The sequence below is a fragment of the Veillonella infantium genome (assembly GCF_002959895.1).
Taxonomy (GTDB): domain Bacteria; phylum Bacillota; class Negativicutes; order Veillonellales; family Veillonellaceae; genus Veillonella; species Veillonella infantium.
Genome location: NZ_PPDD01000009.1, coordinates 34469 through 60292, shown reverse-complemented (window position 1 = coordinate 60292; position 25824 = coordinate 34469). Strand labels below are relative to the sequence as shown.

The following is a 25824-nucleotide window of genomic DNA, read 5'->3' as shown; positions in this document are numbered from 1 at the left end:
TATCAGTGATTACTCATGCTCTTGTAAATCACGTTGTAACGCTTCGTATATCTCTTTCGATACACTATGCTTTAATGACCGTTCTAATAGTTTTGCCTTATAGGCTTGTTCAAAGCACGACATGGATTCACATAGATAGGCTCCACGTCCTGGTGCTTTACCAGTGCGATCAATACTAATGTTACCGTCTGGGCTCAAGGCTACGCGAATCAATTCACGTTTTACCTTTGGCTCACCACATCCTACACAGGTGCGCATAGGTTGGGATTTCGGTTTCATGACTATTCTCCATCCTCAGCATTGCCAAAACCTGCAAAAGGTTCTTCAGCTGCTTGAGTTTCACTCTTAATATCGATTTTCCAGTTAGTTAATTTGGCTGCTAATCGAGCATTTTGACCAGCTTTACCAATTGCTAAAGATAATTGATAATCAGGAACTACAACGTAAGAGGATTTTTCTTCTTCACTTACATCAACAGATACAACCTTTGCTGGACTCAAAGAGTTTGCGATATAAATTGCTGGATCTTCATCCCATTTAACGATATCAATCTTTTCATCATGTAACTCATCAACGATATGTTGTACACGTTGACCTTTAGGACCTACGCAAGCACCTACTGGGTCAACATTTTCATCGCGGCTATAAACAGCAATCTTAGAACGCATACCTGGCTCACGAGCTACAGATTTAAGTTCTACCACACCTTCATAAATTTCTGGTACCTCTAATTCAAAGAGGCGTTTTAATAAACCAGGATGTGTGCGGGAAATCATGATTTGAGGCCCTTTCGTAGTTTTCTTAACCTCTACGATATAGCATTTAATACGATCTCCTTCGCGATATGTTTCTGTAGCAATTTGCTCTGTAGGAGGCAAGATTGCTTCTGTTTTACCTAAATCGATAAATACATTTTTACCTTCAACACGTGTAATAACGCCAGTAATGATATCGCCTTCACGGCTATAGTATTCTTCGTATACTACGCTTCGTTCAGCCTCTTTCAAACGTTGAATAAGCATTTGTTTTGCAGTATGGGCAGCACTACGGCCAAAGTTAGCTGGAGTAACATCTACTTCTACTACGTCGCCAATTTCAAAACGTTTGTCAATTTTGCGCGCTTCTAACAAGCTAATTTCTGTTTCTGGTAATTCCACAGTTTCCACTACTTGTTTTTTAGCCATTACTTTGTAAACGCCTGTTTCACGGTCAATCACAACGTACGCATCTGGATTAGATGTTGGTTCTTTGCGATATGCTTGCAACAATGCAGCCTCTAAGGATTCAAAAATAACCTCAGGAGCAAAACCTTTTTGCTTTGTAAGCACCATTACCGCTTGAATTAATTCTTGACTCACTCGTATGCCTCCATATATTAAAAATCAAGATGTAATCGAATTTGTGCAATGGCAGACCGTTCGAATGTCATGCTTTCACCATTGATAGTAAAATCGATAGTTGTGTCTGTAAAACCTTCTAATACACCAGTAAATTGCTTACTGCCATTAATCGGTTTAAATAGTTGGATATCAACATCACGACCATTATAGCGAACCAAATCCTTATCCTTCTTAAGAACTCGATCTAGGCCTGGAGAAGATACTTCCAATAAATAGTTTTCCGTAATTGGATCTTTTTCGTCGAGCACAGCACTTAGTTTTTCGCTAACCAACTGACAGTCATCCAAATCTACACCACCTGGTTTATCGAGATAGACACGTAAATACCAATCGCGTTCACGAACGTAATCTACATCGACCAGTTCCATGTCGGTGCCGGCTATAATACCTTCAACTACAGAGGATACAAATTCCTCTACTGCTTCTCTCTTCATAGCCATCGCCTCCTTTATTACTACATCTTGTATATATCTCTTGATTAGAAACACCTTAAAATTAGGCTAATCATAAATGAAAGAGTGGACATAAGCCCACTCTTTTAAAAGATTTATATAAAAGTCATATATAGTATATCACATTTACTGTGTATATACAAATTCTACGCTTTCTTATGGGCTTTAACCAAACATTCCCACTTAGATTATTTCATATAAATATAAAATAACTCAAAAAATAGCATAGTCACACTTAACAATTATTAGTCAACACGCTCATTTAACCCTTTTAATATAGGACCTAGGTGCTCACGAAGAACAGCGGTTAAATCAACTAAATTTTTAGCATCTAAATGATGATCTATTTCAGGATAGTTTTTATAACGAAGCTCTGCAAAGTACTCATCACGTAATTCGTTATAATATAGCAATAATCCAGTACATTCATCCATCTTACGATATTCACCGATAATAAAAGAACCATTAATCATCCGAATTCCGTGAGCTGGATCAACATCACATATAAAACCTTCCAATTCTTTAGGCATGACCTCGGAAAAATCCCATTCAGGTATTCCTCGGCGACGATACGTAAAGGTAAAGTTATTCGCTGGCTCGATTAACATATTAGTTAAACCTTTGACACATCGATCTTGTAACCCCTTCCAGAACGACTCTAAATCAGCCCGTACAAAGGAAATATCCACAAAAGAAAAGAGTGGCATTTCAATATGAACCGTATAGTCCTCTACCTCTTTATCATATAAGGCAGACCATCGCCACCCTAGATCATTTTGATAATGGAAAATAGGTACCTTTAATACCTCTTCACCTGCTGTAAGGCGTTCAAGTAGCGCAGTGTAATCAGATTCATTGGATGCTACTAAGTTAAATCCCTCAATCTGCTGAGGCAACCATGAATAATCTAATGCTTTACAAGCTTCAATAATCGTTTCCATATAATGCCTCATATTTCTGTTGATACTGTAAAACAGCTTTTACATAGCTACGTGTTTCTGGAAATGGTATAGTATCAACCATGCCATTCCATTTATTCTCATTAAGCCAGGATTCAACATGTCCACGTCCCGCATTATACGCCGCTAACGCCTGCACCTCATCGCCATTAAATTCTTTTAACAAATGGCCTAGATACCATGTTCCTAACTCAATATTTGTTTCAGGCTCTTTTAGCTGACGATCTGTATAATTACCATGACCAACTTGTTGAGCAACCCAACGTGCTGTATCTGGCATGAGTTGCATCAATCCAAGAGCACCTGTTTCAGACTCAGCAGTATTCTTATATTTACTTTCAGCTAAGATAACACTAGCCACCAAGGATGGTGGAACCTGTTCCTTCTCAGCTGCAGCCATCACTACATCTCTATAGTTAAAGGGGTACGCCACTTGACGCGCTAAAGGATCATCTAAATGAGTAAAATAAAACCACCCAAGTACGACGCACGATAACGCCGTTGCCGTTGCACGTTTCATAAATCCCCCTTTCCTTACACAATCTCTATACGATTTTAATATCGGTACAATATACTAATCTACAAAATATTAGGCTACTATTATACTAAATTTTATGGGCTTATTATACCATTTAATACTATTTTTTATATACTAAATTGGGTACATAACAGACTATTATTTTAATTCCCGTAAAATTGGCTCAATATGTTCTTCCCAAATACTATTTAAGCGTGCTAATAAATCATAAGGTGTACCATTATTATCAATAATTATATCTGCATAAGTGCGTTTATCGTCAAGACGCATTTGACTATTGATTCGAGCCAAAGCATCCTCTTTAGTATATCCATTGCGACTCATTAAGCGATCTATCTGAGTAGGCTCGTTTACATAAACAAGCCATACCTCATCCATTATGGTATACCATTCCCCCTCTATGAGTAATGGAATATCATAGATTAAAATCGGTGTATTAACCGATTCATATTGAGATGTTAGTTCCAAAATACGATTGCGAATATGTGTTTTTAGACATCCATTTAACAATTGTCGTTTTTCTTCATTGTGAAAGACAATAGCGCCTAATACTTCACGATTTAATGTACCATCATCATGCAATACAATAGAACCAAAGGCATCCACAATTGCTTTTAAACCTTCAGTACCAGGCTCTACTACCTCACGAGCGACAATATCTGCATCGATATAAGGTATTCCTTTGTCCTTAAAATAGGTAAGGACAGTACTCTTGCCTGATGCAATACCACCAGTTAATCCTATTTTAAACATATATATCTTCCAACATTTAATATTAATATGTAAACTATTTTACCAATGCCCAGTTCTCAGCATGGTGCACATCTACAATAAGAGGAACATGTAATTCCACAACGGATTGCATTGTCGTACGTAATAATTCTTCTACTGCTTCTAATTCAGAATTCACCACTTCTAATACAAGTTCGTCATGTACTTGTAATAAAAGTCTAGATTTAAAGTTTCCTTCCTCTAGCTTTTTCTCGACTTGGTTCATAGCCAACTTGATAATATCAGCAGCTGTGCCTTGAATTGGTGTATTCATGGCCGTACGTTCTGCAAAGGAGCGACGGTTAAAGTTACGGCTGTTAATATCAGGCAATTCACGTTGACGACCGAACATAGTACGAACCTTACCAGTTTCATGAGCCTCTTGCACCATGCGATCCATATATTCTTTAACCTTCGGATAGCGGCTAAAGTATAAATCAATATAGTTTTTAGCTTCACCACGTGTGATACCTAGGTCACGAGACAAGCCAAAGTCAGAAATACCGTAAATGATACCAAAGTTAATGGCCTTCGCATGGGAACGCTCTTCACTAGTGACGTCCTCTTGAGATTTGCCTAGTACCTCTGCCGCAGTAAAACGATGAATATCCTTACCATCAACGAAAGCTTTGATTAACGCTTCGTCGCCAGATAGATGCGCTAAAATGCGCAACTCAATTTGAGAGTAATCGGCACTAACTAATGTGTCGTACCCTGCACCTGGATAGAATAAGGCACGAATTTCACGGCCTTTTTCAGTACGAACAGGAATATTTTGTAAGTTAGGGTCAGAAGAACTGAGACGTCCTGTAGCTGTAACCATTTGATTAAACGTTGTATGAATGCGTTTAGTCTTATCATTAATAAGAACGGCCAAGCCTTCACAATAGGTAGATACTAGTTTGGCTACAGAACGGTACGCTAAGATTTTCTCTACAATAGGACTTTCATGACGAAGCATATCAAGTACTTCTGCATCAGTAGAATAGCCAGTCTTAGTTTTCTTAATGATTGGCAAGTTCATCTTTTCAAACAATATAACACCCAATTGTTTAGGTGAGTTAATGTTGAAAGTTTCCCCTGCGATATCGTAAATCTCTTGCTGTACTTGAGCTAATTCCTCTTTAAAACGAGCTGTAGTTTCAGCTAATTTTTCTGTATCAATATAGATACCATTTTTCTCCATTACCACTAAGGTATGAATCAATGGTAACTCAATTGTTTCATATAGAGACCAAAGCTCTTCACGGCGTGCAGATTCACAAGCTATTTCGTTCATGGCCAGTAAAGCTTTCACCATGGACACGCATTCTACATCTACGCTACCACTAGCAATGCTTGGTACGGAGAAACGTTCCGTTAAATATAGATAACCATAGTTAGTACGCGTAGGATCTAACAAGTACCCGAGAAGAGACATATCATGGACACGAGCTGTTTTATCATCGTTAAATAAAGAAATTTCAGCTGGTGCATCTTCACCAAAGGCTTCAATAATCTCTTTGGTTTGAGTCGTAACAATGGCCTTTGCACCTTGTAAAACAGCTAATACAGCTTTAGTATCGTCTGTTTTTACAATCGTATCACCATTAGATAAATAAGCATTCATTACTGTTCTAAAAGGAGTTTTACCATCTAGCACGATATGTACTGCCACCGTTTTATCTGTATAGAACTCAGAGGTTAAAGCCTTAGCATCTACTAAATCATCTAGAGAAATTTCCTCTTGTGGAGCAAATAAAGAACCAGGATCGCCAAAAGCGGATTCCTCTCCGCCCATCACTTGAACGATACGAGGCGTTAATTTAGTAAAACCTAATGTTTCAAATAAAGGCTGTACCTCAGAGGCATGGAAATTTTGTACAAAGTCTTCTGCTTTGAAAGATAAATCCATATCTGTTTTAATTGTAGCCAACTCACGAGATAAAAACGCTAAGTCTTTATTTTCTAAGAGTCGCTCTTTTAATTTCTTACCAGAAATATCTTCGATATGGTCATATACGGACTCAAGATTACCGTATTCTGTAATCAATTTAAGGGCCGTTTTTTCACCTACACCTGGTACGCCCGGAATATTATCAGAGGAGTCACCCATAAGGGCTTTCATTTCGATAACTTTATCAGGACCATAGCCATAGAGTTCTTCCATGTTATCAAGAGTTACTTCTAACATGTCAGAAATACCTTTTTTAGTTAAGAACACGTGACTATGCTCAGTAACGAGCTGCAGATTATCACGGTCACCAGTAATGATTTGAACAGCCATCTCAGGAGTGCCAAATTTCTTACTTAAAGATCCTAGGATATCGTCCCCTTCAAAACCTTCTTCTTCAATAACACAAATACCTAAGGCTTTTAATACATCTTGAATAAGACTAAACTGTGGACGTAAATCCTCTGGTGCATCTGGACGATTACCTTTATATTCGCTATACATTTCTGTACGGAACGTCTGACGACCTTTATCAAAAGCTACGGCAATATAATCAGGATTAATTTCTTCATACAATTTGATGAGCATTGTTAAAAAACCATACACTGCATTCGTGGGAGTACCCAAAGCAGATTTCAACGGTGGTAATGCAAAAAATGCACGGAATAACAAACTACTGCCATCTATAATCATTAATTTTTTCATAATACACCTCGCTTAATTCTATCCTTTATTATAACATAAGGGAGCTAACTAACTTTTAAAATCAAAATAATTACTAATTAAAATACTAGCAAATATATTAATAATCTTGATTTCATAAAATAGACTTATATGCTATAGTTAATAACAATAGAGAATGTTTTATACTTCATACTAACAAGGAAAATATTGGGCTGAAAAGTCCTTGCGTATCAATATGTGGTATGATATAATCATTCAGGTATAAGAAACGATTTTTAAGGAGGTGACTCAATTGCCAAACATTAAATCCAGTATTAGAAGCGTAAAAACGGATGCTGAACGTCGTGCGAAAAACGCCGCTGTAAAATCTCAAATCCGTACAGCAAGTCGTAAAACCGTAGAAGCTGTTCAAGCAGGCGCAGTAGAAGAAGCAAAACAAGCACTTGTTCATGCTACTAGCGTAATTGATAAAGCAGCCTCCAAAGGTGTACTTCATAAAAACACTGCAGCTCGCAAAAAATCCAACCTTGCAGCTAAAGTAAACGCTTTATAATTTTAAAAGCAAGTAAGACAGTCTCTCGGATTTCCGTTGAGGCTGTTTTTTTATGCCCTTTTTTATTTTTTATATAATACTTGTTTCGTTTTTTATACAGTTATATTTTATTACGCCCTATGGGCAGATTAGAGGACTATTACTATGAGAACACTTTTATTAATGCGTGGTGCTCCTGCTAGTGGTAAGTCTCAGTGGATTCGTGACAACAATCTTGAGGCTTACACCTTAGAAGCCGATCATTTCCGTATGCTATTACGCAGCCCTTCCCTTGGTGAAAGCGGTTGGTATATTTCACAAGAGGATAATGGTCCGGCCTGGGAACTCCTACTAGATTGCTTAGAGAAACGAATGAGCAATGGCGACTTTGTCGTTTTGGATGCTACCCACACTACATCTAAAGCTGTTAATGCATATAAAGAATTGCTTAACAAATATAAATATACTGTATATTACTACGAACCAGATACATCATTAGAAGAATGTTTAGCTCGTAATGCTACACGAACAGATTACAAACGAGTGCCTGAGCAAGTTATACACCGCATGCACAAGATGATTAAAACAACTACATTACCAAAGTTTTGTAGGAAAATAAATTCTATCGATGAAATCAACAATTACTTTACTGTAAATTTAACGAATCGATATGAACGAGTGCGTATCATCGGTGATATTCACGGCTGTTACACAGCATTGCAACAAGCTATCACTCCATGGGATGAAAAAACACTTTATATCTTTTGTGGCGACTATTTGGAGCGCGGTATTGAAAATAAAGAAATGATATATGAAATGATGCGCCTCAGTACATTACCTAATACGATTATGTTAGAAGGCAATCACGAACGACATATTGCAAACTTTGCATTCAATACAAACTTAGATCATTCCAAACGATTTATGAAAGAAGTAGTAGCACCTATCATAAAAGATATGACGAAAAAAGATGTAGAATCACTTCAACGAGAATTACGCCTCTTTTATAAATCACTTCGTCAATGCTATCCTTTCAGCTTTCATGGCAAAAAATATTTAGTATCCCATGGTGGTCTTTCCTATGTACCTAACATGACCTTTATAGCTACCTCTACCTTTATCAATGGTTTTGGAGCATATGAAACAGATATCGCAAAGATATATGACACTAACTATGAGCATGGAATGTGTCAAGACTTCATTCAAATTCATGGTCATCGCGGTGTTCCAGATGGTAAATATTCCTTCTGTTTAGAAGGAGAAGTAGAATTTGGGGGCGAGCTCAAATACATTGATATTACTGCAGCTGCTTTTACTAAAAATGGTATTAAAAACGATGTGTACGATAAAGAGTACATGCGCCATGAATACCAAAGCATGATACAACATGTTATCTTCACACAAAACGAAGATATTAATATTTTAGGTAATTCTAAATTAGTAAAAGTAAAAAAATGCTCCCCTAACCTATATTCCTTAAACTTCACCTCACGTGTATTCCACAAACGATTATGGAATGAAAATACAGTACAAGCTCGAGGGTTATTTGTGGATCGTATGACAGGAGATGTGAAATTACGTAGTTATAATAAATTCTTTAATCTCAACGAACGACCAGAAACTGAGTTAAATAATTTAGCTAACACACTCTCCTTCCCTGTAGAAATTCGAACTAAAGAAAATGGATACCTCGCTATTCTAGGTGTCATTAATGATGAATTAGTCTTTGCTTCTAAATCTACTACAGAAGGTATGCACGTAGATTTGTTTAAAAATTTATTCCAAAAATTACCTACAAGTTTACAAGAAGAAATTAAAGAATTATTAAAACGTAATAGCTGTTCTATGATGTTTGAAGTCATTAGCCAAGAAGATACACATATTATAAAATATAACCAAGATCATCTCTATGTACTTGATATGATTCAAAATACGTTAGATGTAAATGGTAAACATATTGATGTATCTTTCTCTAGGGAGAGACTAGCAGAACTAGACTCCATCCTTAAAAAATATGACACTCAGTTAATATCTATTGTAAAAACAATTCAACAAGTTAATACGATGGACGAACTAAAAGATATCATAAATAAGGAACTTAATTCACATCATGAGTCTGAAGGCTTTGTAATAGTCGATAGTAATGGCTTTATGACAAAATTTAAAGGTCCTTATTATAATACTTGGAAGTACCGACGAAATCGGATTCTAGAACCATATAAAAAAAATGGTAAGATCCCTTATGAAAACTGTAAAAACGAAGATGATAGAAAATTTGCAGATTTCTTAAGTACACTAGAATATGATGTAGTTTGTAAATCCACCTTACTAAATATAAAAGAAATGATGGATAATAAAGGCTTACTATAATTAAATAAGCATATCATTTTAAAATATGTAGCTCCAATATGAAAAGACCAACTTATGATATACATAAGTTGGTCTTTCATTATGATTTAACTATCTATTTTAAAGATACTACCAGTTAAAACTATTTATTTTTAACTGGTAGTATCTCATATATAGCATATTATCTTTGTTATTTTGAAATTATATCAGTGTCGTACATAGGTAGTAATATAGATTCTGAACCTAAAAATACGAAAATATATTAGAAAATTATTTACTAAGTTTCTCTAAGAACGATGTTCCAATATTCCATTGTTCAAGGCCAAAGTTTTCTAATATAGTTTCCCCAATATCAGCAAAGCTTTTTCTATCTCCAAGGTCAATAGCACCTTTAAGACGTGGACTATAACCAAGAATTGGTACTAATTCACGAGTATGATCTGTGCCCTCCCAAGTTGGGTCATTACCATGGTCAGCAGTGATGAGTAGCAAATCGTCATCATTCAGTAATGGCAATAAGCCACCTAATTGGTAGTCAAAATCTTCAATAGCACGTTTGTATCCTTCTACATTTCTGCGATGACCATATAGGCTATCAAATTCAACGAGGTTAACCATCATTAGACCACTTTTAAAGGAGGAGCCAAGTAAGTATGGAACCATATTCATGCCATGGGAATTAGTCTTTGTTGGATAGCTTTCATCCCATCCTACATGGGCATAAATATCGCCAATTTTACCAACTGCTACTGTTGGCACACCAGCATCTTGTAACTCTTGTTGTACCATCTTTTTCTCTGGCATACGACTATAATCATGACGATTTGAGGTACGTACAAAACTACCTAGTTCACCTACAAAAGGACGTGCGATGATACGGCCTACATAGTAATCGCCAACGCAAACCTTATCACGTGTAATTTGGCATATACGATATAGTTCCTCTAGAGGGATAACATCCTCATGGGCGGCTATTTGGAATACAGAATCTGCCGAGGTATATACAATAGGCTTACCTGTTTTGATGTGCTCAGCCCCAAGACGTTCAATGATCTCAGTACCAGATGCTACTTCGTTACCTAAATAACCATATCCCGTTTCTTTTGTGAAAGTATCCATCAACTCTTTTGGAAAACCTTCATAAAAGGTTGGGAATGGAAAGGTAACGGGATGCCCCATCATCTCCCAATGGCCACTCGTTGTATCTTTGCCAGTACTGAGCTCTGCCATGCGGCCAAAAGCACCTTTGATGCTTTCACCAGTATCAGAAATATCAGCAATACGACCTAAGCCAATAGACTTTAAATGAGGACAATAAATCTGGCCTGCCGTTGATTCAATATGGCCTAATGTATTAGAACCTTCATCACCAAACTTCGCAGCATCAGCGGCATGACCGATACCGACAGAATCCATAACTAATACAATAATTCTTTTATACATAAGTACTCCTATTGTAATACTCAAGCAGAATAATCCATGCTATATAATAATAAAAACGCCTAACGTATGAGGTATCCTACCACCTCAACACGTTAGGCATCATCAAATTTCCCTATTTTAGATGAGCCTAACGCTAGTAGCACGTTATTTGGCTCTCTTTATGTGTTAATTATACTATATGTAATTATGAAAATAAAGTACTACTTAAGATAAGGCATAGCTAACATTAGAGCTGCTAAGGATTTACTATCCTTAATTTGCTCACCCTTAATTGCCTCTAATAATTCAGGTAAAGTAAAATACTCAAGCTCAACGTATTCATCTGGATCCCAATTAGTTTCACCCATAGTGAGATCTTTCGCTAAATATAAATGTAGTACTTCATTACAAAAACCAGGACTTGTTGCAATAGTACCTAATGGAATCCACTCGTTAGCACGATATCCTGTCTCCTCTGCTAACTCGCGTTTAGCACAAGTTAGAGGCTCTTCATTGGGATCCAATTTACCTGCTGGAATTTCAAGCAAAGGCTGTTTCAAAGCATAACGGAATTGGCGCTCCATTACAATTTTATTATCTTCCGTAACAACTACAATTGCAGTAGCACCAGGATGATGAACTACCTCTCGCCACGCTTCATTACCATTTACATCTGCAATATCATAGGTTACTTTGATTAACTTGCCGTCAAATTTCATTTCACTAGACTTTTGAATTTCTTTGCTAATTGCCATATATAATTCCTCGTATATAAAATGATTGTTACCTTATAAAACCTACTCTTCATTATAGCACAAATTATGTACACAAAAATAAGGTCCTACTAGTCAGAATCTGACTAATAAGAACCTTAAATAATAAGATTATATATAATTTATGCTACATTTACATAATCTTGTAGTACTGTATCTACAATACTACACTTTGCATCAAGCTCAACTTTGAGTGCCATTTCAGGATCGAGTTCTCTAGATACTACCATATCTACGATGGATTTAGAGAATCCAGATACGAGAATAATACCGCTTGGATGCATTTGTACAGGAATTGTATTATGTGCGTACATAGATACATTCCAGAAAATGAGCCGTGGCATAGTATACCCAAGGGCCTCAAATTTCTTACGACAAGATTCAATAACAGTTGTGTTATCGTCATGCTTTGTTGCCTGGTCAAACTGCATATCAGAAATAACGAGACACACTGAAGGTAACTCATCTTGACGCAGATGATTTTTTACGGCTGTATCTAGAATTAAGTCAAAAGTTGCCTCTATATCTGTATTGCTGTAATCGTCAAAGCGATGTAAGCGTCTCAACTTATCTCGCAAAGTTTCACACATCGAAATGTCTACCATCTGAGGGCGATTACTAAAGGTAATAAATCGATTTTTAAAGGATTCATTCTTGTTATGCTGTGCACAATACAATGCAATTGAATCTGCTACGCTAAGTGCGGTAACGGAACTATTACTAGATAGTTGTTGCCCCATAGATCCAGACCCGTCGCGTATAACTAAGATATCGTCATAATCCTTAGGAGATTCTTGGGCATTCCATAATTGTTCTAGCGTTTCATCATATGGATTTAGACTACTATTCCAGCAACTATCCGCCTTTACATAGGCTTGCACGATATCATACAAGAACATAGAATCCGCATTAATCTTAACTAAATTGTCTCCCCGTTGTAATGATGCAAGATACGCCTTACGACGTTCTTCATCATGTTTTAAAAAGGCATTACGATATTTAAGATTCGCTTTAGAGGGCACATGATTATAATTAATATCATTCCATTGGTTGAGAGAAGCCTTTCGATCTACTATAACTAAATGTTCACGTAACCTAGATAAGGTTTTACGATACTCTCGTGCACTTAGATGTAACAAGGATTGTAAAATAACTGCTTCAGAACGTTTTTGCTTAGACGATGTATTATTGGACGGCATCCATTTAGCTAATAAACTAATAGAATCGCCAAGCCCACACGCCATTACATCGCGTCTAAACTGATTAGCTATTAACGCCCCTAGTCCGTCGTGTAAGATACCACTTGTAGTATCAAAAAAGATGCGTAACACATCATCCCAACGGCCATAGTTCCATAACTCGGTGCCGATGATGAACTGCAATGCCATCTCTGGATACAAGTCACCAATTTTAGTGAGCATCATGCGAAATACATCACGCTCGCCAAGGCCTAGCTTAATATGGCGAGCATACATAAGCCATTTCATGGTATACAGAGGATCTTCATCGTAGGATGTAATAAATAAGCGCAATGCTTCCACAGCATCCATAGTGCGATGTGCACCATAGAAATATCGGTCATGTTTACTTTTACCATAAAAATTAACCGCAACTTGACGCAATGCAGGCACAGAGAAATTAAGGTCCACAAGAGGACTGCCACTCGTATGATACGCAGTACCATCATTGGCTGTATAGGATTTTTCATTGTTTGTTAAAGCGTTCATAAATGTATCCATAGTTCATATCTCCTTGGCATATAAAAAACCGCTGCGGATTATCACAACGTAAATTTTGAAAGCAAAATAAACAAGACAACCATGAGCGGTTACAATACAAAGTTCAAGACAATTACTAACCTCACTGAGGCTAAGGATAACTAGACACGATACTCTAGACCAAATGGTCTCCAAAATCACTTTTTCTGGTTAAATCATCGAAGATTGCTGCTTGTGTCTAACCTTATGAATCGTTTATGAACGATAACTATGAAATTATACTAGATTCTATACTCATCTTAATCAAGCTATGTATGTGATAGGATTGCTGTTAGAATCTAAGTCTTTCTGTTCTAATTGTTGATGATTTCTTTCACCTTATGATGTAATTATAATACACGTATCCGTGTGTGTCAATAATTACTTTTAAAATATTTTGCTTTTGTGAAAGTTAGAACTAGCAACACATGTTTTACTGCATTGCTAGTCCCTGATAGTTACTACTAATACTCTGCCTCAACACGCCAAATTTCATTAGCTAACCATTTCAATGGTCCGCGTGATGGTCGTAAAAATCTTGCTAACATGCCTTCTATACTAAGTTGTGTAGATTCTAGTTGATCTGTTTTACACCAAATAGCAAAGTGTTCACAGTTATGGCCAAACAAGTTATAGTCACCTTTACCAATCATAGATCTTGCACGTTGTACAGTTTTTCGAGGCCCATAAAAAGTAGAGGCCAAATCTGCATCTTGGAAAATAGATAATAAACTATCGTCCTCGGCAATATATAAGGTATCTCCGTCACAAAATTTTTCAATACTAGTCTCTGCAATTCGTCCATCTAGTGGAGAATCCCCCTTTATATAGTGGATAATTTTATGATATCCAGCATATACGCCATAATGTTGATATACATCACCAAAGAAAAAGTTACTTCGTTGGCAAAATACGATATCTCCTAATTTTAACTTTCTTGACCCCATTATTCCTCTCCCATACAACGCATTATTTAAGATTATTCATATACTTGATAATATCATCTAAGGAAATATCTTGATTCTTTCCTCGTAATAATTTCCATATTCGTCTAACAAACTTGTAAAACATATACAAACCTGCCAATGGTAAAAATATACCGAATGGATTTTTCTCTAATGGATTTTGTGGAAATGGAAAGGGTCCAGGTCTAGGCCCTATAATATTAGGCCATCTATGCTCTTGATACACACCTTTCGGATGAACACCAGTTTTATTTCTATTAGAAGAAACATACTCTACTACATCCTGGTATAACTTAGGATCTTCCTTTTGAACTTTTTCAATAGCTTCTTTAATAACATCTGTTTTCATACAATACACCTCAATACTACAAAACAACATTAGAATAACTAACTGATTACATGTATATTGTACAAAAGTGTATGCGAAAAAAATAACGCATCAAAATATTATTTTAATAAATCGAGACCAAAAGTTTCTAACAAAGCTTCTTTATTAGTTCCATTGATTTCATTTACACCTAAATGATTTAGAATGAACTTATAATCTTCATTAGGTACATTATCATAGAATGCTAATTGTAAATATGTATTTGCCCGAGATGAACCTACATAAACCAAACGTTTATGTAATTCATAAGTAAGACGATTAACTAAAATATCAATTAATAAAACCGCTTTAGCTTCTAAACCTTTAAATTTACGAACAGATGTGAACAATATATTATTTTTCTTTGGCTCAGTAGAGATAGATACTCCGTTTATAGCAGAAATATTTTTTAACATACTATTAGGAACACTACTTGTAGTAAGAATAACAATGTCATCAGGTTTAACCTTATCTTGAATCATTTTTGTAACAAATTTAGTAACAATATTACGTAATTCATTTTCATTTTTATAGAATGATCCAAGTGGTTTTATTCCTGATAGCTCATTTATGTAAGCATCTTTCTTAATATCACTTAATGTTGTTCCTACAGTCTTAGCTATTTCAGCGGTATTGCGGCAATTTTTATACAATACAAGACGACAGTCCCCATAAGTATCTAACCAATGCGTCGACTTATGCATCATTATATACTGATTTTTATCATAGAATACGTAATAATGACCTCCTAACATATCTACTAACATAGAGATATGCTCTAGTATATGCTCATCAATATCTTGTCCTTCATCAATAACTACATTTTCATAAGACCACTCTAAATCATCGTATTCATTTTGAAAGTACTCTATAAACTGAGGAATAATTTCTGAAATAGAATACTCAGTGTTAGGCATCATCTCTTCAGCTAATGATCTAACATTATGAAAGATTATATTCTCACAAACATAATGCTCTTTCACATAAGATAATAAGAACTCATTAAAGCATAAATATAATACTTTTTTACCTTCAGCAGCTAACATTTTAGCCTTTTCAATAGCAATCATAGTTTTACCTGTCCCTGCTGGTCCATGTATAACAGCCGTTGGCTGCTCCCGTAAAAAATGCAATATAGATGCTTGCTGTTTAGTCATCTGAATATAACTTTTTGTTGATGCAAGAGCTGTACTTGCAACAGATTCTACAATATTAAATGTAGGCATGAGAATCTTAATCATATTCTGAAAATCATTTACTGATTGCTCAGAATCTTTAAATCCTAAGTTAGATCTCCAATAGCTAAAAGCTTTATCCATAGATTCCTGTGGATTAAGTAAGGAATCTACATCAAACACAATATCTCTATTTACTTCTAGTGGTAATGAGATCTTATTATGAATAGCCACAGACGGAAACCATACTGCACGACCAATAACAGGCATTTGACCATTATAATGTTTACGTAAATAATTTTGAATCCTAAATTGACTCTCCGCAGCTTGCCCCAAAGGATCTATTATTTTTTCTTCTTTTGTATTTCGATTCGTTTGAATCCAGTTTCCATCACGATAGGAAATCCCACCAGCCTTTACCTCTATAGATAAAATACCTTTTTTAGGATGTAAAATAACGAAGTCTGCCTCACCTTCACTCCTGCGTTGGTTTAATTCACCTAACCATCTATAAGAATGAAAAATTACATATTCATTATTTAATTTAGAGAGCGCCTCATATACGAGACGCTCTCCTTCACTACCATGGAAACTATTTATTATTGTTGGATAGAATTTTGCCATAATATATTTTTATCTTTCAACGACAGAAATAACTTCTATTCCATGTAAACTATTAGCATAACGTGCTTTTACTTGATTACGTGCATCACACATATTAGAAGCAGTAACCATGGTTGCATTTACCCCATTTCGAGATGTTGATTTAGGGTCAGATTTAATTCTAAATTTTACTTGAAAACGTTTTGACATGATATATTCTCCATTAATTCAATTTTAAAGAATAAATTTTAAGTGGCTCAAATGATGGACTTTCCATATCTTCAGTTAGTGCCACAGTATATTCAATAGTATCTGGAGCTATTTTTCTAATAAAGAAATAACCATCTTCATTTACATATTCATCATCTATATACATAATTTCATAATTAGATTCTGACACAGGCATATTATGTGATTGTGCTCTAGCTTCCTTGGTATAATACAATTCCAACTCATTACCTATACACGGAAGAAATCTAGCCCATATACCATATCCAACATTTTCACCAATTAAAACATCAACGCAAGAATTACGATCCTCACAACCTAGTAAATAGGGAAATAAAATTTCGCTATCTTTAGTCATTGCTGCATTTAAAATATGAACATCTCTACCACTTTCACGGCTTCTTATTAGGCCAAATGCTACACCAGTTTTACCGGTTTTAATACGATCCATCGATATTAGTTTTTCCATTTACTAACCTTTAATCCTATAAAGTACAAAATTCTTAACTATAAAAAAGATCAACTATAAATATATTAATTTTATTTACTCTAGGAATAATAATTTTTCTAAATCAAATGGTGAATTCTTAACCACATCCAATTTCTTTAGAGCTTCAATATTAAACTTAGTGCCTAGAGGTGGGTATAATTTAAATATTGGTTTTAAATTATCTTTTTTACCATTTATCTTCTTCAGATCATTCAATTCAACTATTATTCGTGAAACAAATTCTTCTTGTAAAATTCTTGATTTACAAGAGTTACCCGCTAAAAGTATATGCAAAGGTGCCTTCATTTTATCCTGGTATTGTTTTGCTACACGTAAATATGTATTAAAAAAGTTATCAATTCCATCTCTTATATGGTTACGTATTATATCCTGTAATTCATCAAGATTTACACGTAAATTAACCGTTTTCTCTTCACCATTTACTGAAAATAATTTAATAGTTATTGTATCTTCATTATATTTAGCTTCATAATCATTAGTTTCTTCCCATAAGTCACGTAATTCATATGCAATAAGTTTTAAATTTAAATATGAAGACTGATCAGCATTCTCTTCATTTTTTATTAAAACTTCAGAGCCAGAAAAAGCTTGAGATTTTGGAGGAATAACTATAGGGATTGCTTCTTTCCTTAATACATCCAAATTATCTTTATAAACTTCAAATGCTAAGACATTTAATAAGTTTTCCCCACCTAAATAAACATCTCCACCATTTCCTAATTGTTCTATTTCAAATTTATACTTTATACTATCTGGAATATATTCAATACCGAAATCAAAATCGGTAGTGCCGCCACCAAAATCAAAAACTCCATACGAAACTACTTTTGACGTTTCTTCTTTTAAAGGTTCCACACCAAATGAGTTTAGTGCAGTAATAGCATAACTAGCAGGCTCACTCCCTCCTATAGATACTTTGAATCGTTTCATGACATCAGCGTCATTAAGCACAGTATTAGGGAGTGATTTTTTTAATCCTCTTTCAAAACTTTCAATAATTTTATTTCTAACAGCCAATTCATAATTCACAGGAAAAGATAATAGATACTTTATATATATTCCTGTATGCATATTATTAATATTAATTCCCAAAAAGTATGCATAAATTTCTATTGGATCAAAATCATCTTTTTCTAGTGACAAATATGGCTTTAAATTAATAAATTTTCCATTATAATCCTGAAGAATCTGATTTCTATACTTTGAATTCGCCCACTGTTTTAATTCACTAAATACGGAGTAAAACCGTGTCTTATCAAAATTTGTTTTATATATCTCTTTTGCAGCATCATGAGAAACTTGTAAATCTTTATACTCAGTATTAGGTCTGCCTTTGGACGACTTATAATTACTAATAAACTGCTCATAGTCAATAATATGAATAACAGTAGGATTCTCATAATCTTCTACCCTTGGTTCTTCTAGAAAATTACTAGCACCAACACGTAAAAGTTTATCATCCTTATCGTGACATACAACAACAGTACTTTTAGTACCAAAATCAATACCACAAACAGCTTTCATGTTGACATCTCGTAATGGATTTCTAGCTACTAATACTTTATTTTTTGGCACCTTACATAGATATGTATTTGCATTATACTCATCAGCAAATGATTCATAAACATTCCAATGTCCATTATTTATATCTTCCAACATATCATCAGTATATGGTGAAATATTAGCACGCTTTAAGTCACAATTTTTTAATTCATTAATATATAACTCGTATATATCATTGACACTAAAACCACCTAAATACTTTTTATAGTCTTCTATTTTCTTAACATTGTTTAATTCTTTTCTGTAATGATTAAGTATACCATCTACTATTATATCGATATTATCAAAAACATTTTTAATCTTATTATCTAAAACATACAATTTAAGTTTATCAAAATATTTATTATCATATTTTGATAACTTAACATGATTAGGCTCACACAAATTCTTTATGATATATTTAAAAAGATCATTAAAGGTTTTAGCATGTATTCTTCTGGAAAAAACAATAGTAAAATTGTTATTAGCAGTTATTGATTTCTTAGTTCCAATAGCAATATACTTATTTTTTAGTTCTAATAATCTTATAACTGATGATTTTAATGATTCTGTTAACAATTGATTATTCAATAAACTATCTAACCAATTTGGAATTATAATATTATTATTTTTATAATAGTTTAAAACTGGATTAAAATCTATTTTTTTTAATAATATGGATAACTTATCTTCTACAGTAGTATATTCATTGATAAATTTTTTAATTCTATAATGAATTTATCTGTACCCTTATCAGCAACCCCAATTCGGTATTCAGTATAACGTGAAAAATTTTTACGATTCGAATCTATAAACAGAATTTTATCAGAATTAGATTCTAATGGTACGATTCTTTTCTCATTACCAAAATAAGCAATACCACAATCCTTGAATATCAAATATGGTTCATCTAATATTGCCCTTAAATCACACATATACTCATAAATTTCATTTTTTATTTTTTCTATCACGATATTATTTAATACCGATTTAGAAACACAAAAGTAATCAACTGCTATAGAATCATTGCTCAGTACTTTTACCTGCTGAGTTTTCCATAATTCAATTGATGATTTATCTTGTCCACAGTTTTTATTCATTTTATTATTTTTATTTGAATTATTCATTTATTTAAATTCGCAAAATTCTATCTTGGCTCACTAACTTCAAAATTCATATTTTTAGTTTTTTCTTCTAAGTACTCAGCACGCGGATCCTTTAAATTTAATTTTTCCAAAGAACTAGAATGTTTAACTATATTTTTATCAGCATTTTTTTTATACTTAGTTTTTTTATATGTTTTTTTACTTAATGAGGTCTTAGGAAAAACTACTTTTGCAGACGTTTGGGCTTCTTTTGTATGAAGATTGATTGAATCTGTTTTCATATCAATAAAATGATATTCAACGCAGTTTGTTGTAACAATATTATACTTAGTGCTCTCAATAACCACATAGTTTTGACCAAATTTACTGTGACCTAAATTGAGATTCTTACTATTAAAAAAAAGCTCGCTAAGAGATTTATTAGTCCATTGAATTGACTTTTTTAATCCGTTACTATTAGCAACAACATTATGAGATTCAACTAATTCATTTAACACTTTAAATATAAATCTTGCATTCTCAGATTCTAACTCATATAGATACAATGCAGCAATATAGGTAGAAGACATATATCCAGCAGATTCACATAAATCTTGCCATACCTCTTCTTTAAAGTCTTGTTCACGATTAATATACATAGATATATCAACTTTATAGGAACCTTTTATAGTTTGTAATTCTAAACCTTTATTTGGTCTTGGAGCATCAACAAAAAAATATAATTTTGTATCTGATATTACACATAGCAATCTATTCACTATATTATTTACTCCTTTTCAATCCATTTACTTCGTAAAGTCTTATCAATTTCTTCTAATTCAGATAATTTTAATGATAAGTTTTTTATATTTTCCAACCTAATATTTATTTTCCTTAAATAATTCTCTTTTAGAGCATTAGAATTCAATAAATTATTACTTTGTTTGATAAACGGAGGCTCAAAAGAGTCTCCGTTGGCCACATTATTAATTGTTTCTAATTCTATATGCTTTTTTATTGATGAAAGTCTAAAAACACTATTTTTAATTATCTTTGTAATTTCAGCATCATCAATATCGACTTTAGGCCCATTATCTAAATAAACATCTTCATTTATATTGAAATCTTTATTATATTGATTCAGACTTCGTGATACAAATTTCTGTCCATTTTCAACATAAAAATGACCCTCACCAATATCTTTTTTTACATTGCTTAAATTGTAACTATGTTGTTCATGGTTTTCTTTAAAATTACTACAACTGATCCACTCAGCTTTTAATGATTTCTTCTTCATATCTTCATATCTTCATATCTTCATATCAAATATTATCAATCTATATAAAAATATACTTACATCATATTTTTATATTCGTTTTCCAAAGAATTCTTATTAAATAATCTTTCTCCTAAAGCTGCATATAGATCAAATTTATCTTTTAGTGGTTCCATAAACTTTATTTCTTCAACAGAAGTCTTCATATTAGCTAACTCATTTATAGCTTCATCATCAGTTATAGTTATTCCCTTATTTTCATAAATTTCTTTTAATTGTGATACAATAGTCAAATTATATTTTTTTGTAATATCTGGATCTAATTTACCATTACGTAAATCCGAAAACTTAACTGCAGAAAATCCCATTTCTTTGGACGCATTAATTATTGCTTGCACTCGTTCGGGTGTAAAAGCTTTTAATGCAGAAAAAATTAGGAAATCTTGAGAAATAGTAATTTCTTCTCTTTTTTCTAATCGCTCCCAAAGCTCTGACATTGCTATGGTTCTACGTTTCATAGACTCAACAGACAATCTTTCTACAGGCTTAATTTCAATATTCTCTTCTTTAGCCTTAGATTTTAGATACTCATAGTGTTCATTAACAGTATCAAATTTATCTCCATCATCCCAATTATTTTTTTCAGACTGTTCAAGAAGTGCACCATATTCTTCGATTTGTTCATTATCAAGTGGGTTCTCATTAATAGGAGTTAATAGGCTCATAAATATATTATTTATAACATCCATAATTATACTTGTAACTACTGGTGCCAAAAAAGGCCCAAGCACAGGTGTTAATAATTTAGTTACAGCTTGACTAATTTCATGCAAAAAATTTGCGCCTTTAGGACAGATATCTCTCAAAGTCTTGATAGTCGTAGTTACTAATTTGCCCAATGTAGATATACCACTTTTTATAATTTCCCCTACTCTATCAATAGCAGCGGATAAACCAGAACTTATACTACTAACAACATTACTAATTCCACTGGCAATACTACCAACAGCGCTACCAATCCAACTAAAAAATTCCATAATATTAAACCTCCTTATTATATATACTTCTTATTCTATTAAAAATTGATTTATACCCATCTTCAAATTCCATTTTCTCTAAACCAGAACTAATTGATGATAGTGTAGTGTACTTACCAATATACATTAAAACATAACTTATCAATTCATTAATACAACTATGTATATCTGAACATATACTAATACCTGATCGACCAAGAAGCCAATAGATATATTGATTCATAAGTCCTTTATTATTAATATCATTTAATGTTATAGATGCTTTTTCAATTTTTTTAATTAATCGTTTTTGAAAATCTTCAAGTTCTTTAGAACCAACAATTTCAGCGATATTATCATAATCTTTATAATAGTTAATTATCTTAGATAACTCATTATTGTTAATTCCTAACATGGAGCAAAATGTAAAATACAATTCTATATCATTCAGTGAAATATTATCAGAAAAGTATTGTATACCCGGCAATACACCATTTTTATAATTTTCTATATAATACTCAATAGCTCTCTGTTTTATAAGATTTTCTGAAATATCAGGTACACAAGTCGTATTACTTAGTAAATCTATCTGAACTTGAACTGGCTTTTTCCAACCATCTGTAATAACAACAGCACGACCTTTCTCTAAATACGACAAAAAGTTTTTCTGTTCATCATTGAGCGCCAATGTGTTCCCTATGGCATCCTTATCATCTTGTGCAAATATTTTATGTACAATTTTTGTATTTGTATTTTTTAATACTTCTGGAGTCATTTTATTAGGAATTTGATCAACTATAATTAATGATTCCCCATATTTTCTGACTTCTGCTAACATATCAGCAAATACTTCTACACCTCGTTTTTTATTAGAACTATCACCTGGTTCATATTTGCTTAGCAACCGATGAGCCTCTTCAACCAATGTAATATGTTGAAACTTTGAATTTTGTTTATATTGATATTTTACAGCCTCCAATAAATTAGTAATGATAAACCCCATTATTAATGATTTTTCACTTCCATCTTTAATATCCTCTAATTCAAGAACTACTTTCTGCTTAACTAAATTCTTAAAGTCTATACTCCTAGGAGTATTAAGCATCAAGCCTTTTGCTCCCACTAATAAAGCTTGTAAACGTGCTTTCAATGAGCCTAAATATTCAGCTTCCATTTTATCCCCAAATTTCTGCTCTTTAGTGACAAATTCGATAGAATTGATATAATCGTTCAAAGTAGGAAATGCAAAACTATCTGCTTTAAAAGGGTCATCTATTTCATTTGTATCAGGATTTATCCATGTTGAATTATTTATATTCCAACCTTTGCGTTTATATACATCATATGCTGCCGCTTCTATTAACTGTGGCATTGCAGCCTCCATATCAAAAGCTGACTGCATAGTAGCCTTAATCATATCTACCCGGCTTGTAATGGACTCACCTTCAAAAATTTCAAAAGGATTTATATAAAATGGGGCAACATTCTGATTTCCTAATGTAAAATAATAAATCTTTTCCTTATCTAATTTATTAGCTAATGTTCTATATTCTGTTTTAGCAGGCTCAATTACTAAGAATGGTAAATCCGATTGTAATAGTATATTTTGACATGTCGTAGTCTTACCAGATCCTGTCACTCCACAAATAAATGTATGTGTTTTTAAAATTTCTTTTTTTAAATGTATAGGTGTATTCTTGATATCACCATGATGAATTAATCTTCCAATTTTAATATATTCATTAGTACTATCTTCTTCAGGTAAATCTACATTTAATCCATATTCTACTTCATCTCTTGTAGATACTCCTAGAACTTCCTTTCTAGGCATTCCCATAAGAAGTCCTAATTCGTCTGTATTCAGCCAAGTTCCATAACATTCTTTTCCTAGTGCAGTATAGGTAATTTTAGAAAAAATTGATTTCCAAATAGGAGTAGATGAATCTAATAATGGAACTTGTAAATTGGATAAACATAATTTAATATTATTCAATTCTTCCGATTGTTGTTTTTGAAATTCTATAAACTGTAATGGGTTTATATTTCCTTTATCACCACCATAGAGTCCCAAAATAGAGTTTGCCAATCTAAATAAAGTTGTTCTAGTCTTATCAGCAAATAAATAACTAACAACAGAATAGGCGCCTTTACCTCTAGAGGCATCAACTCGCAACAATAGCTCATCATCGATATATTTAAGCCAATTTAAAACTGATTTTTTATCTAGCTCAATAGACCTTGAAAATTGAGTTGAATTACTATCATGTTTACTTTTACGTTCAGAATATGAAAGATTATCATTAATTGAAGTACTCTTTTGAATAGAATTTTGTATTGTATCAATCGTATTATTAGACTCTGAATTATTTTCACTAACAGATTCGGAAACGGTAACAGAAGATTGTTCCGAATCATTAAAGCTATCTGATTCATTATATTGATAAGATGTACTATCATCATTACTATAACTAAAAGTATTAGTCTTATTGGTTGAGTTATTACTATTTTGATTCTTAACATTATTTTCAGAATTATTTTTAGAATCTGTATAGGTTGATGATTTAGCAATATTTTCAGATTTCTGAAAAACTTTCGTTTGATGTTTACTTGAATTATTTTGTGTATTATTATCAGTCCGATGATCATGACCAGTCAGTTTACTATTAGAGTGTATAGATATAGAATCCTTATTAGTACATAATCCAATCGCTCTACTATTAGTAGAGTTTTCTTCAGTTCCTTCTTGACTTTGAGTTGATTCAGATGACTGAATTAAATATTTAGAAAGTGGGCTTAATGTATCATGTAGTTGTATAATATTACGATTAAACTGAATTATATCAATATCCTTACATGGAGTTGCAATAACAACTAATCCAAATTCATTGCCTACCATGGTATCTACAAGACGCTCAACACCTTGAAAATCACTTTTTTCACCATTATTTTCATCTATAAAACCAGGGATACCATTAATAAGTCCAGAGTAATTACCATTTTGTATTCTTTGTAATATTCGTTCCTTTTCTGTAGGCTCTATTTTCGTAATTGTACTACCAACAAAGTTACCCTTTATACTAGGTTGTAGGATATCATCAGCATAATCTTTTAATGCAAGACCAGTAGAAGAACTATAGTCTTGTAAATGCAAATTTTTAGAAACGCCAATATAAAAATTTACTTTATCTTTATCACCTAAAATCATGTAAATCAAATTAACATCTTGATAATTTCTAAAAGAAGATAAGACATTTTCCATTGCCTCTCGACGTGGTCCATCTTTCTTTGAAAACACAATTTCATCAATTCGATATAAAAAGAAATTACGAAGATCTAATTGTTCGCCATCTAAATATTCATCAATATCTGAATTTATATACTCATCATCTGAACATAAATTTAATACATTTTGTTCATCATATTGACTAATTAAATCCAGATATGAGCGACCTTTTTCTATAATATTATCAATTTTTTCTTTCATTG

The 25824-nt window shown here is 33.2% G+C and carries 23 protein-coding genes; 2 read left to right on the top strand and 21 right to left on the bottom strand.

What is annotated here, in order from left to right; genetic code table 11:
- Window positions 1–9 precede the first annotated feature (9 nt).
- The 7 genes from rnpM to polA all read right to left on the bottom strand — a co-directional run bounded on the left by rnpM (window position 10) and on the right by polA (window position 6758).
- Window positions 10–279: an RNase P modulator RnpM gene (gene rnpM, locus VCHSUH03_RS05290; RefSeq protein ID WP_105094292.1), complete on the bottom strand. Its 270-nt coding sequence runs from the start codon at window positions 277–279 to the stop codon at window positions 10–12.
- 2 nt (window positions 280–281) lie between these two features.
- On the bottom strand, window positions 282–1358 hold the full coding sequence (gene nusA / locus VCHSUH03_RS05285; RefSeq protein WP_105085509.1) for a transcription termination factor NusA: 1077 nt from the start codon (window positions 1356–1358) through the stop codon (window positions 282–284).
- Between the two features lie 17 nt (window positions 1359–1375).
- Window positions 1376–1834, bottom strand: a complete 459-nt coding sequence (locus VCHSUH03_RS05280) for a ribosome maturation factor RimP (protein ID WP_105094291.1) — start codon at window positions 1832–1834, stop codon at window positions 1376–1378.
- Between the two features lie 263 nt (window positions 1835–2097).
- On the bottom strand, window positions 2098–2793 hold the full coding sequence (locus tag VCHSUH03_RS05275) for a hypothetical protein (protein ID WP_105094290.1): 696 nt from the start codon (window positions 2791–2793) through the stop codon (window positions 2098–2100).
- Window positions 2777–3331 (bottom strand): lytic transglycosylase domain-containing protein, encoded by a 555-nt coding sequence (locus tag VCHSUH03_RS05270; RefSeq protein ID WP_105094289.1) that lies wholly within the window; start codon window positions 3329–3331, stop codon window positions 2777–2779. Before VCHSUH03_RS05270 ends, VCHSUH03_RS05275 begins: the two co-directional genes overlap by 17 nt.
- A 156-nt stretch (window positions 3332–3487) precedes the next feature.
- Window positions 3488–4102 (bottom strand): dephospho-CoA kinase, encoded by a 615-nt coding sequence (gene coaE, locus VCHSUH03_RS05265; protein WP_105094288.1) that lies wholly within the window; start codon window positions 4100–4102, stop codon window positions 3488–3490.
- Window positions 4103–4136: 34 nt separating this feature from the next.
- Entirely contained in the window at window positions 4137–6758 is a 2622-nt protein-coding gene (polA, locus tag VCHSUH03_RS05260; protein ID WP_105094287.1) for a DNA polymerase I, read from the bottom strand.
- Between the two features lie 271 nt (window positions 6759–7029).
- Between polA and rpsT the strand changes: the two genes are divergently transcribed.
- Together rpsT and VCHSUH03_RS05250 are read left to right on the top strand one after the other, a co-directional pair.
- Entirely contained in the window at window positions 7030–7290 is a 261-nt protein-coding gene (gene rpsT / locus VCHSUH03_RS05255; RefSeq protein WP_009351773.1) for a 30S ribosomal protein S20, read from the top strand.
- Window positions 7291–7434: 144 nt separating this feature from the next.
- Window positions 7435–9639 carry an RNA ligase gene (locus VCHSUH03_RS05250; RefSeq protein WP_105094286.1) on the top strand — a complete coding sequence of 735 codons (2205 nt, stop codon included), beginning with the start codon at window positions 7435–7437 and terminating at the stop codon, window positions 9637–9639.
- A gap of 249 nt (window positions 9640–9888) precedes the next feature.
- On the opposite strand, the gene VCHSUH03_RS05245 is transcribed toward VCHSUH03_RS05250, so the two are convergent.
- The 14 genes from VCHSUH03_RS05245 to VCHSUH03_RS05180 form a co-directional block, all read right to left on the bottom strand.
- Window positions 9889–11061: a phosphopentomutase gene (locus VCHSUH03_RS05245; RefSeq protein ID WP_105094285.1), complete on the bottom strand. Its 1173-nt coding sequence runs from the start codon at window positions 11059–11061 to the stop codon at window positions 9889–9891.
- A gap of 200 nt (window positions 11062–11261) precedes the next feature.
- Complete coding sequence (locus VCHSUH03_RS05240; RefSeq protein ID WP_105094284.1) at window positions 11262–11795, bottom strand: NUDIX hydrolase; 534 nt, start codon at window positions 11793–11795, stop codon at window positions 11262–11264.
- A gap of 140 nt (window positions 11796–11935) precedes the next feature.
- Window positions 11936–13552 carry a DUF2828 family protein gene (locus tag VCHSUH03_RS05235; RefSeq protein WP_105094283.1) on the bottom strand — a complete coding sequence of 539 codons (1617 nt, stop codon included), beginning with the start codon at window positions 13550–13552 and terminating at the stop codon, window positions 11936–11938.
- 482 nt (window positions 13553–14034) lie between these two features.
- The gene (locus VCHSUH03_RS05230; protein WP_105094282.1) at window positions 14035–14517 is read right to left on the bottom strand and encodes a lecithin retinol acyltransferase family protein; all 483 of its coding nucleotides are present in this window, start codon (window positions 14515–14517) and stop codon (window positions 14035–14037) included.
- A 22-nt stretch (window positions 14518–14539) separates the two neighbouring features.
- Window positions 14540–14884, bottom strand: a complete 345-nt coding sequence (locus VCHSUH03_RS05225; protein ID WP_105094281.1) for a hypothetical protein — start codon at window positions 14882–14884, stop codon at window positions 14540–14542.
- Between the two features lie 98 nt (window positions 14885–14982).
- Complete coding sequence (locus VCHSUH03_RS05220) at window positions 14983–16701, bottom strand: nuclease-related domain-containing DEAD/DEAH box helicase (RefSeq protein WP_105094280.1); 1719 nt, start codon at window positions 16699–16701, stop codon at window positions 14983–14985.
- 9 nt (window positions 16702–16710) lie between these two features.
- Complete coding sequence (locus tag VCHSUH03_RS05215) at window positions 16711–16890, bottom strand: hypothetical protein (protein ID WP_105094279.1); 180 nt, start codon at window positions 16888–16890, stop codon at window positions 16711–16713.
- Window positions 16891–16903: 13 nt separating this feature from the next.
- Window positions 16904–17377: a hypothetical protein gene (locus tag VCHSUH03_RS05210; protein ID WP_167388610.1), complete on the bottom strand. Its 474-nt coding sequence runs from the start codon at window positions 17375–17377 to the stop codon at window positions 16904–16906.
- Between the two features lie 75 nt (window positions 17378–17452).
- On the bottom strand, window positions 17453–19552 hold the full coding sequence (locus VCHSUH03_RS05205) for an acetate and sugar kinases/Hsc70/actin family protein (RefSeq protein ID WP_105094277.1): 2100 nt from the start codon (window positions 19550–19552) through the stop codon (window positions 17453–17455).
- Window positions 19553–19653: 101 nt separating this feature from the next.
- Entirely contained in the window at window positions 19654–20088 is a 435-nt protein-coding gene (locus tag VCHSUH03_RS05200; RefSeq protein WP_105094276.1) for a hypothetical protein, read from the bottom strand.
- 20 nt (window positions 20089–20108) lie between these two features.
- Window positions 20109–20825, bottom strand: a complete 717-nt coding sequence (locus VCHSUH03_RS05195; RefSeq protein ID WP_105094275.1) for a hypothetical protein — start codon at window positions 20823–20825, stop codon at window positions 20109–20111.
- Window positions 20826–20833: 8 nt separating this feature from the next.
- Window positions 20834–21343 (bottom strand): hypothetical protein, encoded by a 510-nt coding sequence (locus tag VCHSUH03_RS05190; protein WP_105094274.1) that lies wholly within the window; start codon window positions 21341–21343, stop codon window positions 20834–20836.
- Between the two features lie 56 nt (window positions 21344–21399).
- Window positions 21400–22359: a hypothetical protein gene (locus VCHSUH03_RS05185; protein ID WP_105094273.1), complete on the bottom strand. Its 960-nt coding sequence runs from the start codon at window positions 22357–22359 to the stop codon at window positions 21400–21402.
- A 4-nt stretch (window positions 22360–22363) separates the two neighbouring features.
- Window positions 22364–25822, bottom strand: a complete 3459-nt coding sequence (locus VCHSUH03_RS05180) for an ATP-binding protein (protein WP_105094272.1) — start codon at window positions 25820–25822, stop codon at window positions 22364–22366.
- Window positions 25823–25824 lie beyond the last annotated feature (2 nt).